The 11,596-nt window shown below is 42.2% G+C and carries 12 protein-coding genes; 10 read left to right on the forward strand and 2 right to left on the reverse strand.

Features of this window, described 5'->3' with window-relative positions:
- Nucleotide 1: 1 nt before the first annotated feature.
- The 10 genes from K1F36_RS16400 to K1F36_RS16445 all read left to right on the forward strand — a co-directional run bounded on the left by K1F36_RS16400 (nucleotide 2) and on the right by K1F36_RS16445 (nucleotide 9,697).
- Nucleotides 2-334 carry an FtsB family cell division protein gene (locus K1F36_RS16400; RefSeq protein WP_220114801.1) on the forward strand — a complete coding sequence of 111 codons (333 nt, stop codon included), beginning with the start codon at nucleotides 2-4 and terminating at the stop codon, nucleotides 332-334.
- Nucleotides 327-1,715 carry a methylmalonyl-CoA mutase subunit beta gene (locus K1F36_RS16405; RefSeq protein ID WP_220114802.1) on the forward strand — a complete coding sequence of 463 codons (1,389 nt, stop codon included), beginning with the start codon at nucleotides 327-329 and terminating at the stop codon, nucleotides 1,713-1,715. Before K1F36_RS16400 ends, K1F36_RS16405 begins: the two co-directional genes overlap by 8 nt.
- Entirely contained in the window at nucleotides 1,708-3,780 is a 2,073-nt protein-coding gene (gene scpA / locus K1F36_RS16410) for a methylmalonyl-CoA mutase (protein WP_220114803.1), read from the forward strand. The genes K1F36_RS16405 and scpA overlap by 8 nt, the downstream gene beginning before the upstream one ends.
- A 134-nt stretch (nucleotides 3,781-3,914) precedes the next feature.
- The gene (locus K1F36_RS16415) at nucleotides 3,915-4,688 is read left to right on the forward strand and encodes a ParA family protein (RefSeq protein WP_220114804.1); all 774 of its coding nucleotides are present in this window, start codon (nucleotides 3,915-3,917) and stop codon (nucleotides 4,686-4,688) included.
- On the forward strand, nucleotides 4,689-5,594 hold the full coding sequence (locus tag K1F36_RS16420) for a ParB/RepB/Spo0J family partition protein (RefSeq protein WP_220114805.1): 906 nt from the start codon (nucleotides 4,689-4,691) through the stop codon (nucleotides 5,592-5,594).
- Nucleotides 5,587-6,243, forward strand: coding sequence for a DUF5683 domain-containing protein (locus K1F36_RS16425; RefSeq protein ID WP_313790084.1), 657 nt, complete (start codon nucleotides 5,587-5,589; stop codon nucleotides 6,241-6,243). The genes K1F36_RS16420 and K1F36_RS16425 overlap by 8 nt, the downstream gene beginning before the upstream one ends.
- A 3-nt stretch (nucleotides 6,244-6,246) precedes the next feature.
- On the forward strand, nucleotides 6,247-6,948 hold the full coding sequence (gene dapB, locus K1F36_RS16430) for a 4-hydroxy-tetrahydrodipicolinate reductase (RefSeq protein WP_220114806.1): 702 nt from the start codon (nucleotides 6,247-6,249) through the stop codon (nucleotides 6,946-6,948).
- Between the two features lie 50 nt (nucleotides 6,949-6,998).
- The gene (lepB, locus tag K1F36_RS16435) at nucleotides 6,999-8,741 is read left to right on the forward strand and encodes a signal peptidase I (protein ID WP_220114807.1); all 1,743 of its coding nucleotides are present in this window, start codon (nucleotides 6,999-7,001) and stop codon (nucleotides 8,739-8,741) included.
- A 22-nt stretch (nucleotides 8,742-8,763) separates the two neighbouring features.
- A complete protein-coding gene (locus K1F36_RS16440) occupies nucleotides 8,764-9,396 on the forward strand; it encodes a WbqC family protein (protein WP_220114808.1) in 633 nt (210 codons plus the stop codon).
- Complete coding sequence (locus tag K1F36_RS16445; RefSeq protein ID WP_220114809.1) at nucleotides 9,389-9,697, forward strand: DUF6122 family protein; 309 nt, start codon at nucleotides 9,389-9,391, stop codon at nucleotides 9,695-9,697. Before K1F36_RS16440 ends, K1F36_RS16445 begins: the two co-directional genes overlap by 8 nt.
- Here the strand turns inward: K1F36_RS16445 and K1F36_RS16450 are convergent.
- Both K1F36_RS16450 and K1F36_RS16455 read right to left on the reverse strand, forming a co-directional pair.
- Nucleotides 9,686-10,726 carry an endonuclease/exonuclease/phosphatase family protein gene (locus tag K1F36_RS16450; RefSeq protein ID WP_220114810.1) on the reverse strand — a complete coding sequence of 347 codons (1,041 nt, stop codon included), beginning with the start codon at nucleotides 10,724-10,726 and terminating at the stop codon, nucleotides 9,686-9,688. The two genes, K1F36_RS16445 and K1F36_RS16450, sit on opposite strands and share 12 nt — an antisense overlap.
- Before the next feature lie 3 nt (nucleotides 10,727-10,729).
- Nucleotides 10,730-11,593, reverse strand: a complete 864-nt coding sequence (locus K1F36_RS16455) for a rhomboid family intramembrane serine protease (protein WP_220114811.1) — start codon at nucleotides 11,591-11,593, stop codon at nucleotides 10,730-10,732.
- Between the last annotated feature and the right edge of the window lie 3 nt (nucleotides 11,594-11,596).

The following is an 11,596-nucleotide window of genomic DNA, read 5'->3' on the forward strand; positions in this document are numbered from 1 at the left end:
CATGGGGCTAAAGGAGTTGCGAAAAAAGAAATGGTTCAAGATTATGACCAACACCTATATACTGGTGTTGAGCATTTTTGTGATATGGATGGCTTTTTTCGACACCAATTCCCTCATGATTCATTTGGAGCTTGAAAATGAAATCGATAAGTTGGAAAAAGAGAAGGAGTTTCTTAAGGGCGAGATTGCCAAGGACAAAGAGATCTTGAAAAAGATGTCCGATGAAAAAGAACTTGAGAAGCTTGCCCGCGAGAAATACTATATGAAAAAGGACAACGAAGAAATATTCCTTATTGAATATGAAGACAGTCTAAAGAACAAGCAAGATGAGTGACACTGGCCTATTTAGTGAATTCCCAGAAGTATCCACCAAACAATGGAAGCAACAAATCCAGGTGGACCTTAAAGGTGCGGATTATAACGAAGCCTTGGTGTGGGAATCTTTGGAGGGAATCAACGTAAAGCCTTTTTATCATCAAGAAGACCTGGAGCGAATCCCCACCTTTTCATTGCCAAAAGACCATAAGTGGTCAGTAGCCCAATCCATTTATGCGGGAGATGCAGCAAAAGCAAATACCAAGGCAAAAGAAGTCCTAAACAAGGGGACGGAAAGTTTAATCTTTAAAGTTCCCACTGAAGAAATTGATTTTGAAGCGTTGTTCGCAGGCATCAATCTAGAAGGAATTGAAAGTTACTTCAATTTTGAGTTTTTGGCCTTGGAACCGCTCAAAAAGTTGGTCAACCTACTCAAAAACAAAAAAGCAAAGGCCCATTTAAATATCGACATCATCGGTCATTTGGCCAAAGATGGCAATTGGTTCCACAATTTGGAAAAAGACCATGACCTATTGACCGAATTGGCGTCGCTGGGCACTTCGGACATATCAATTGTTGGGGTTGACCTGTCACTTTATCAAAATTCGGGTGCGAACATGGTCCAGCAGTTGGCCTACGGTCTGGCACACGCCAATGAATATTTAAACCATGCTGTCACTTCGAGCGCAGTCGAGAAGTCTTTCCCCGTTACTTTTAAAGTGGCGGTGGGCAGCAATTATTTCTTCGAAATAGCCAAAATAAAGGCCTTGCGATGGCTTTGGAACAGCTTGGCAGCCGAATACGGAATCAACAAAAGCGAATGCAACATTTTGGCCGTACCATCAAAGCGAAACAAAACTTTGTACGACTATAATGTGAACATGCTGCGCACCACTTCTGAATGCATGTCGGCAGTTTTGGGAGGAGCGGACACCGTTTGCAATATGGCCTACGATGCCTTGTTCCATAAAGACAACGAATTTGGCGAGCGCATTGCACGCAACCAATTATTGTTGTTAAAAGAAGAAGCCTATTTCACCGGGGCGTCACAAATGGCGGAAGGGTCCTATTATATTGAATCGCTCACCAATCAATTGGCTGAAAAAGCCTTGGTTCTTTTTAAGCAGATTGAAAAAGCAGGTGGTTTTCTGGACAGTTTGAAAAAGGGAATGGTTCAGCAAAAAATAAAAGAAAGTGCCGAAAAAGAGCAGCAGCTTTTTGATGAAGGCAAAATAGTTTCCCTGGGGACCAACAAATATCAGAATCCCGAAAATCGGATGAAGGACAACTTGGAACTCTACCCCTTTGTAAAAACCAAAGCGCGGAAAACAATCATTGAGCCGATCATTGAAAAAAGGTTGGCCGAGGCATCTGAACAAAAAAGATTGAACGATGAGTAGAAAAGACCTTCAACATCTGGAGTTGGCTGTCGGGTCGAAACCTGCCGGACCCCAAAACTACGGCCACGAAAACTTCGCTGCGGGCATCTCGCCATTTTTACGTGGTCCCTACTCCACCATGTATGTACGTAGACCTTGGACCATCCGTCAATATGCGGGATTTTCCACTGCAGAAGAGAGCAATGCATTTTACCGAAGAAACTTGGAGGCGGGCCAAAAAGGACTTTCTGTTGCCTTTGACCTCCCCACGCATAGAGGCTACGACTCAGACAACGACCGCGTGGTCGGCGACGTAGGAAAAGCCGGAGTCGCCATAGATTCCATTGAGGATATGAAAATTTTGTTCAACGGCATTCCTCTGGACAAAATGTCGGTTTCCATGACCATGAATGGCGCTGTGATTCCCATAATGGCCTTTTACATCGTTGCAGGTCTGGAGCAAGGTGTTTCCATGGAGCAACTTTCGGGAACCATTCAAAACGATATTTTGAAGGAATTCATGGTACGGAACACCTATATCTACCCACCTACTCCCTCCATGCAACTCGTTGCGGATATTTTTGAATTTACCAGTAAACATATGCCCCGGTTCAACAGCATCAGTATTTCTGGCTACCACATGCACGAAGCCGGAGCTCCTGCATCCATGGAACTGGCCTATACTTTGGCCGATGGTGTTGAATACATCCGAACCGGAATAAAAGCAGGTCTTAAAATTGATGAATTTGCTCCACGCCTATCCTTTTTCTGGGGTATTGGAATGAATCATTTCGCAGAAATCGCGAAAATGCGCGCAGGAAGAATGCTCTGGGCAAAATTGGTGGATCAATTCAATCCTACGAACCCAAAATCCTCCATGCTCCGTACCCACAGTCAAACCAGCGGATGGAGCTTAACGGAGCAGGACCCCTTCAACAATGTGGCCAGAACAACCATTGAGGCGATGGCAGCGGCATTTGGTGGCACGCAAAGCCTTCACACCAACGCTTTGGACGAAGCCATTGCATTGCCCACCGATTTTTCAGCGCGAATAGCACGGAACACGCAAATCTATTTGCAACAAGAAACCCATATCACCAAAACGGTAGACCCTTGGGCCGGAAGCCGAAAAGTAGAGCAATTGACCCGAGAAATTGCCGAAAAAGCTTGGGAATTAATCCAAGAAGTGGAAAAATTGGGCGGGATGACGAAAGCCATTGAAAAAGGCATCCCAAAAATGCGGATTGAAGAGGCCGCAGCAAAGAAACAGGCCCGAATTGATAGTGGACAAGATGTTATCGTCGGGGTGAACAAATACCGATTGGAAAATGAGGATGACCTTCAAATTTTAGAAGTGGACAATGCCAAGGTTCGAAAACAACAAATGGCAAGGCTTGACCAAATCCGAAGTAGTAGGGATTCCAAAAAAGTGGAAAAAGCACTCGAAGCTATCCGCATGGCAGCCAAAAAAGCCAATGAAAACAATTCCGACCGTGAAAATTTATTAGCTTTAGCCGTAGAAGCGGCCAAAGAGCGGGCTACCTTGGAGGAGATCAGTGGTGCCATGGAAAGTGCATTTGGACGCTACAGCGCAAAAATTCAATCCTTTACCGGCGTGTATTCCAAAGAAATTAAAAACGACGAAAGTTTTGAAAACGCCCGCAAATTGGCAGACAAGTTTGCCGAGCAAGAAGGGCGTAGACCTCGTATTATGGTCGCCAAAATGGGTCAGGATGGACACGACCGTGGTGCCAAAGTGGTAGCCACAGGATATGCAGACCTTGGTTTTGATGTGGATATTGGACCCTTGTTCCAGACCCCTGCCGAAGTAGCCAAGCAAGCGATTGAAAACGATGTGCATGTGTTGGGGATATCTTCGTTAGCGGGAGGCCACAAAACCTTGGTTCCAGAGGTAGTCCAAGAACTCAAAAAATACGGTCGCGAAGACATTATGGTCATTGTAGGAGGTGTGATACCAAAACAAGATTACAAGCATTTGTTGGACAATGGGGCCGTGGCCGTATTCGGTCCTGGCACTAAAATAGCCGATGCCGCAACTCAAATCCTCAACATTCTTTTAGATTGAATCCTATAACGGTCTAATAAATATTAGTTTAACTTTATTTAACGCTAAATAGCAGGTTTATTCACCCCCTGTTAACAAATTACATTTTATCGCATCTTAAATAATCGTATTTTTAGCACCTAACTTACTATGAAATGGGCAAGATTATTGCTATAGCAAACCAAAAGGGCGGAGTAGGAAAAACTACCACCACGGTAAACCTTGCAGCCTCCTTAGGTGTATTGGAAAAAAAGGTGTTATTGATTGATGCCGACCCCCAGGCCAATGCAACATCCGGTTTGGGAATTGATGTTGATTCCGTGGAAAACGGAACCTATCAGCTTTTGGAACACACCATGAGCGTTGAGCAGGTCACCGTCTCCACCGATTCCCCGAACGTAGATTTGGTACCGGCCCATATTGACCTGGTCGCCATCGAGATTGAATTGGTGGACAAGGACAATAGGGAGTACATGCTCAAAGAAGCTTTAAAAAATCTTGGGGACAAATACGATTTTGTATTGATAGATTGCGCTCCATCATTGGGATTACTGACATTGAACGCCCTAACCGCGGCAGACTCCGTTATGATCCCGATACAATGTGAGTATTTTGCTTTGGAAGGCCTTGGCAAATTATTGAACACGGTAAAAAGTGTACAAAAAATACATAATAACGATTTGGACATCGAAGGAATGTTGTTGACCATGTACGATTCCAGGTTACGACTTTCCAACCAAGTTGTTGAAGAAGTGAAAAAACACTTCGCGGATATGGTCTTTGATACCATCATCCAGAGAAACGTTAGGCTGAGCGAAGCACCAAGTTATGGCGAGAGCATTATAAAATATGATGCAAGCAGCAAAGGTGCCTCCAATTATCTTAACTTAGCCAACGAAATTTTGAAGAAAAACAAGGAGAAAGTTTAGATGGCGAAAGCAACAAAAAAACAGGCGTTGGGAAGAGGCCTGTCCGCTCTTTTAAATGATCCCGAAAATGATATTAAGTCAGTTTCGGACAAAAATGCGGACAAGGTTATAGGTAATGTTGTAGAATTGGATATCGATTCCATTGAAGTAAACCCATTTCAGCCACGTTCCAATTTTAACGACGAAACCCTTGAAGAACTGGCCAGTTCCATTCGCGAACTGGGCATCATACAGCCCATTACGGTAAGGAAACTGGACTTCAACAAATTTCAGTTGGTCTCAGGTGAACGGAGGTTCCGTGCATCAAAATTGGTGGGATTGGAAACCATTCCTGCCTATATCCGCATTGCCAACGACCAAGAATCCTTGGAAATGGCCCTGGTGGAAAATATCCAAAGGCAAGATCTTGACCCCATTGAAATTGCACTCTCTTACCAAAGACTTATAGACGAAATTGAAATCACCCAAGAAAAATTGAGTGATCGTGTGGGAAAAAAACGTTCCACCATCACCAATTACCTTCGTTTGTTGAAATTGGACCCGATTATCCAAACCGGAATGCGGGATGGATTCATCAGTATGGGTCATGGTAGGGCACTTATCAACATTGACAAGAAAAAAGACCAAATCGCCATTTATGAAAAGGTGGTTTCCGATGGCCTATCCGTAAGGGCCACCGAACAATTGGTGAAAGACCATAAAGAACCCAAAAGTTCAGGTTCCGAAAAGAAAAAGAGCACTTTGGATGTTCCTGAATTTGTTTCCAGCAGTTTAGACTCCATCAAAGAGCGACTAGCGACCAAAGTGGACATTACCACTTCAAAAAACGGAAAAGGAAAAATTGTGATACCCTTCCATTCAGAGGAAGATTTTAAACGTATCAAAAAATTGTTGACTGGTGAATAAAAACCTCCTTTTATTGCTCTTTGCCTTTTTGTTGTTTCATTCAGGTTTTTCCCAAGAAGAAGAGGAAAACAAAGAAAAGGAACAGCCTCAGCAAACCAAAGAGGTAGACTCTATTACCCAAACCATGGAAGGAGAAGGTGTTACTTTTGAGGAAGTAACAAAGCAAAAGAGCATCAATCCCCTTGCTCCCAGTAAAGCTGCGTTTTATTCAGCTGTTCTTCCGGGTCTTGGGCAAATCTATAACAAACGCTATTGGAAAGCACCCATAGTTTGGGGCGCCATAGGAACAGGAATTTATGTCTATTCCTTCAACAACACCGAATATCGGAGAGCAAGGAATGCTTTTAAACGGCGACTTGCAGGTTTTGAGGATGATGAGTTCTGGGATTTGAACGGAGATGGCAATGGTCCGGACCTAACATCCGAAGCACTGCAAGAAGCTCAAGAAAACACCCAACGGGATAGGGATTTGGCCTTGGTGATCACTATTGCCCTTTATGCCCTGAACATTATTGACGCCAACGTGGACTCACACTTAAAACAGTATAATGTAAGCGACGACCTTGCCATTGACTTTAACCCTTATTTAGATATAAATCCGTTTACCAACAAGCCAAACTACGGTATGGCGATGGTGATAAAATTTTAATGTATGAAGATTGGTCTGTTTGGATATGGCAAAATGGGAAAGATGATCGAGCAGATTGCTCAGGATAGAGGCCATTCCATAGTAGCAAAGATTGACGACCCTTCGCAGGATGTGGATTATTCTTCAATGGATGTTGCCATTGACTTTAGTACTCCAGAAGCCGCTTTTGACAATATCACCAATTGTTTTAAGAACAAGGTTCCCGTAATCAGTGGCACTACGGGATGGTTGGACAAGTATTCTGAAGCCATCAAAATTTGTGAAGACAACAAGAGTGCATTTATATATGCCTCCAACTTTAGTTTGGGAGTAAATATCTTTTTTGAGCTGAACAAACAACTAGCCAAGATGATGGCCGGATTGGATCAGTACAAGGTTGGCATGGAGGAGATACATCACACACAAAAGTTGGATGCCCCAAGCGGAACTGCCATTACTTTGGCCGAAGGAATTATTGAAAACACCACATACGAAAACTGGAAATTGGATGGATCGAGCGATAAAACAGTTTCGATAAAATCCATAAGGGAAGGCATGGTGCCCGGTACGCACAGTATTACTTATGAGAGTCCCGTGGACACTATCGAGATAAAACACGAAGCGCACAACAGGGAAGGGTTTGCTCTTGGAGCCGTAATAGCTTCGGAGTGGATACAGGGAAAAACAGGTGTTTTCTCTATGAAAGACGTGTTAAACCTAAGCTAAAAAACGTAACAGGAACATAGACCCAGAGTCTAACAAAGAAACTTATTTATATGGACGGTATACAATGGATCATTTTTATTCTGATCATTCAGGTCATCCATTTCTTGGGAACTTGGAAACTCTACGTTAAGGCCGGCAGAAAATCATGGGAAGCCGCCATCCCTGTCTATAACGGGATTGTTTTGATGAAAATCATAAATAGACCTGCTTGGTGGGTACTTTTATTGTTTATTCCCATCATCAATTTATTGATGTTCCCCGTAGTTTGGGTGGAAACCATCCGCAGTTTTGGAAAAAAATCGCTTGTAGATACATGGTTGGTCATCCTTACCCTTGGTTTTTATATCTATTACATCAACTACGCAGAGGACGTAAAATATATCGAAGACCGCAGCCTAAAACCGACCACAGGTTTGGGAGAATGGGTAAGTTCCATTGTATTTGCCATTGTTGCCGCGACTTTTGTACACACGTATTTTATACAGCCTTATGTAATCCCAACGGGGTCACTGGAACGCACGCTACGTGTTGGTGACTTTTTGTTTGTGAGCAAATTTCATTATGGCGCTAGGGTCCCCATGACAACTTTGGCCGCCCCTATGGTCCATGATACGCTACCTGTGCTAAAAACAAGGTCTTACTTGGCCGATGTAAATCCGGAGACCCATAAAACCTCATGGATCAACAAATTGCAGTTGCCCTATATGCGTTTGCCCGGGTTTGAGAAAGTTGAAAAAAATGACATTGTCGTTTTCAGTCTACCTTCGGATACGCTCTATCAATTTTTTAAGGCACAAAAAGCGGTCATAAAGCCTATCGATAAAAAATCCAACTACGTAAAACGCTGCGTGGGAACCCCCGGGGATTCCCTGGCAGTTATCGATGGTTTTGTGTATATCAACGGCGAACAGCTCAAGCTATCCGACCGCGCCAAGCCCATGTATATATATGACATCTATTCCAACAATGGAGTGTCGAGCAAGTATTTAGAAGATGTTGACGCTTCGGATTATGTTAGAAAGTACATTGCCAGCAATATCAGCGAAGCCCAATATAATGCCTTAGCTCCATTTATTTCAGGTGGACGCCCTACAGAAGATGGGAAAATTGAGCTCTATACCAGGGAAGGTGGAATACCCACTGATGTAATCCGCCAATTAAGACTCTCATTATCCGAAGAAAAACCACGTTCGAGATCGGCCAACCTTACCGACGAAATGGTTGCCGCATTGGAACAAAATCCTGCCATTGATTCCGTGGTGAAAACAATTGACCCCAAAGGGATGTACGGTGGTAATATATTTCCACAAAAACCTAACCTGTACCCTTGGAACAACGACAATTTTGGACCTATTTATATTCCTAAGGCTGGAGCTACGGTAGACATCAATTCCAGGACCATCCCCTTTTACAAAAAAATTATCCGGGACTACGAACACAATGACGTGAAAGTAACAGGTGGGAAAGTCCTCATCAACGGCAACGAAGCCAATTCTTACACATTTAAACAGGACTATTATTGGATGATGGGAGATAACCGCGACCACTCCGAAGATAGTAGGACTTGGGGGTATGTACCTGCCGATCATATTGTGGGAAAACCAGTTTTCCTTTGGATGAGCTTTGACAACTTTAGACAGGGAATCGCCAATTGGAGGGTTCGTTGGGACCGAGTTTTCACAACCGTTGGTGGTAGCGGGGAACCAGTATCCTACTTCTGGTATTTCATAGCCCTATTGGCTGCTTGGTTTATTTTTGATTTCTTCCGCAAGCGAAAGAAAAAGAATGTATAGGTAATTTAAACTCATCTGTTCTTTGAAAATTCTTATCCATCCTTCCTATTTTCCCAGCATTGCAACCTTTGCTACTATAGTTCAGCATGAGGTAATTTGGGAGGCGCACGATAATTTTCAGAAACAGACCTACCGGAACCGTTGTTATATTTCTACGGACAAGGGCAAACATATGCTCAATATCCCTATAAAACACGTTGGTGGCACTGAGGGACGTCAAAAGTATATTGATGTAAACACCGAAAATAGTTACAATTGGAAAAAAGAGCATTGGCGCACTTTGGAAACGGCATACAGAACCTCGCCCTTCTTCGAATTTTATGAAGACGATATTCGACCTATCTACGAAGGAAACGAAGACTCGCTCTATAATCTGAACCTAAAAACCATTGAAGCCATTGCTGATTGTATTGGAATAAAAATTCCAACAGCTAAGACCGAAACGTACCAGATTGAACCAACCACCTATTTTGATGCCCGATTTTTGGTAGAGGCCAAAAAAGAAAAAGATTGGAACATAGAACCTTATACACAGGTTTTTGAGGAGCGTCATGGTTTTATACCCAATTTGAGCATCTTGGACCTCTTGTTCAATGAGGGCACCAATACACTAAGCTACTTAAAAAATCTATCTTTAGGTTTTACAAATGACTAGGCATCTCATCCACTACGGTATACATTTTTTGGTTCCCGTTTTAATTGGACTTTGGTTCTTCAAAGGAGATAGTTTTAGGGTTATTTTGATACTTCTGGCCGGAATCCTAATAGATATAGATCACCTCTGGGCAATTCCTTTGTATGATCCCAACCGTTGCAGTTTGGGGTTTCATATCTTTCATACCTATTGGGCCATTATACTCTATATTTTGTTGCTGTTCTTTAAACCTACCCGACTAATCGGTTTAGCTTTGGTCATACACATTATAGCAGATTCCGTGGATTGTTTATTGATGTGAATTTAAACGTACAGTCGCCATTACCGGATAATGATCGGAAAGGCGTTTATCGAAATTCTGATGGGAAATCACTTCAAAATCTTTATCTGTCAAAATGTAATCTATTCGAAGTGGTAGCTTCCACAAATCGTATGTACGCCCAAAACCACTTCCCTCTTCTAAAAAAGTATCTTGTAAACCACCTTTTGCAATTTTATAAACATTGGAAAATTGAGTATTATTAAAATCTCCGCAAACAATATTTGCATAAGGACTCTCCTCTAAATGACTTCTGAGAATTTCAGCTTGCTCCAATTGTTTTGAAAAGGTATCGACCAATATCTTATAAGTTCTTTCCGATTTTTCTCCATCAGAAAAGTTATCCGTACTTGGTATAATCTTAAAAGATTGCAGATGTACATTGTAAACCCGCAGAGTATCCTTTCCAACGGTAATATCAGCATAAATAATATTATTGATAGTACCCGGTAAATCCAACGAACCTTCCCCAACAATAGGGTGTTTAGAAAATATGGCCTGAGTTGTCCTTGGTACGGCGTTAGGTGTTTCACTCCTATATTTATATTGATTTAGCTGCCTGTAACGATCCCTACTATGTTCTTGGACGCAGAGAATGGTCGGGTCCTGATCTTTCACAAATTTCACTATACTATCCCCCACCCCTGGTTGTTTCATCCAACCATTCTTATTAAATCCCCATGCATTGAAGGACATGATTTTTATATCCGATGACACTCCTTCTTGAGGATCATTATTGCCTCCAAAACCATAAAAAGGTCCGAACATAAGATAACCGAGAACGATAGCCGTGAACGAAAGCAAAAACTTTCGTTTCTTTTTTGCCGCCCAGTACAATAGAAACAGTACGTTAAGTGCAAATAAAAAAGGTACTACCAAACTCAGTACCGAGATGGCAGAGAAAAACCGTAATGGCACATAAGAGATGAATCCAGTAAACAGCAATAGAAATGCAATCAAAATATTAATTGCAAACACCACCCTATCCCATATTGAGGTAGATTTTTTCACTGTTTAGTTTTCCTTACCTGCCTTAAACAAAAAGTCCTTTTCCTCTTTGGACAAGCTTTCATAGCCAGATTTACTGATTTTATCCAAAATCGAATCAATCCTTTTTTGCTTGGCCTGTTTGTTGTAATCTTCTTTGTTGTTAGCGGCTGCCTTTTTCCTGTAAACCGTCTTTAAGGGTGCCTTTTTCTCCTTTGGCTTAAATATGTTTACGATTGCTTCTCTAAATTTAGTGAAACCGGAACCTATATCATTTCCCTTGAACAATTGCCGAGCGTACATATATCCTAAAAAGGCTCCCCCCAAATGGGCCATACCACCACCAATGTTATCCCCCATACCGATCAAGACCAAATCCTTTATTACCAAAGCAAGGCCGATATACCATAATTTTATATTGAAGAAAATTACACGCACCTCTTGATTTGGAATATAGGCACAGACAAAAATAAGCACTGCATTTACTCCTGCAGATGCGCCTATCAATGCGGTATTGGAGTTGACGAGGGTCGGAAATACATTATAACTTAGTAGAAACACCAAGCCGCCCAACATCAATCCCAAAAAATACACATTGATAAACCGCTGTGAATCAAATAGGTTAAGGAAAATCCGACCTGCAAAATAAAGCACGATCATGTTCCAAAAAATATGTCCAAAACCTGCATGGAAAAAGGAATAGGTCACCAAGGACCAAGGTTGGGTCAAAAATTCAAAAAAATCTTTTGGTAAATGAAACCAACGTGAAAACGAATGGCCCAACAAGGCGCCCGATAGTCCGTCCAATAAAAATATAAGCACATTGATGGCAATGAGCTTTTCGGCTATACTAAGCCTTGCAAATTGATATCGTAATCCACCGGTCATCATAAA

The organism is Flagellimonas abyssi (genome assembly GCF_019457905.1).
Classification (GTDB): Bacteria; Bacteroidota; Bacteroidia; order Flavobacteriales; family Flavobacteriaceae; genus Flagellimonas; species Flagellimonas abyssi.

Excerpts from the sequence above, each read along its gene's own strand:
- K1F36_RS16455 (WP_220114811.1), bottom strand. The coding sequence starts at position 11,593 with ATGATGACCGGTGGATTACGATATCAATTTGCAAGGCTTAGTATAGCC.
- lepB (WP_220114807.1), top strand. The coding sequence starts at position 6,999 with ATGGACGGTATACAATGGATCATTTTTATTCTGATCATTCAGGTCATC.
- K1F36_RS16405 (WP_220114802.1), top strand. The coding sequence starts at position 327 with ATGAGTGACACTGGCCTATTTAGTGAATTCCCAGAAGTATCCACCAAA.
- dapB (WP_220114806.1), top strand. The coding sequence starts at position 6,247 with ATGAAGATTGGTCTGTTTGGATATGGCAAAATGGGAAAGATGATCGAG.
- K1F36_RS16400 (WP_220114801.1), top strand. The coding sequence starts at position 2 with ATGGGGCTAAAGGAGTTGCGAAAAAAGAAATGGTTCAAGATTATGACC.
- K1F36_RS16415 (WP_220114804.1), top strand. The coding sequence starts at position 3,915 with ATGGGCAAGATTATTGCTATAGCAAACCAAAAGGGCGGAGTAGGAAAA.
- scpA (WP_220114803.1), top strand. The coding sequence starts at position 1,708 with ATGAGTAGAAAAGACCTTCAACATCTGGAGTTGGCTGTCGGGTCGAAA.
- K1F36_RS16445 (WP_220114809.1), top strand. The coding sequence starts at position 9,389 with ATGACTAGGCATCTCATCCACTACGGTATACATTTTTTGGTTCCCGTT.
- K1F36_RS16420 (WP_220114805.1), top strand. The coding sequence starts at position 4,689 with ATGGCGAAAGCAACAAAAAAACAGGCGTTGGGAAGAGGCCTGTCCGCT.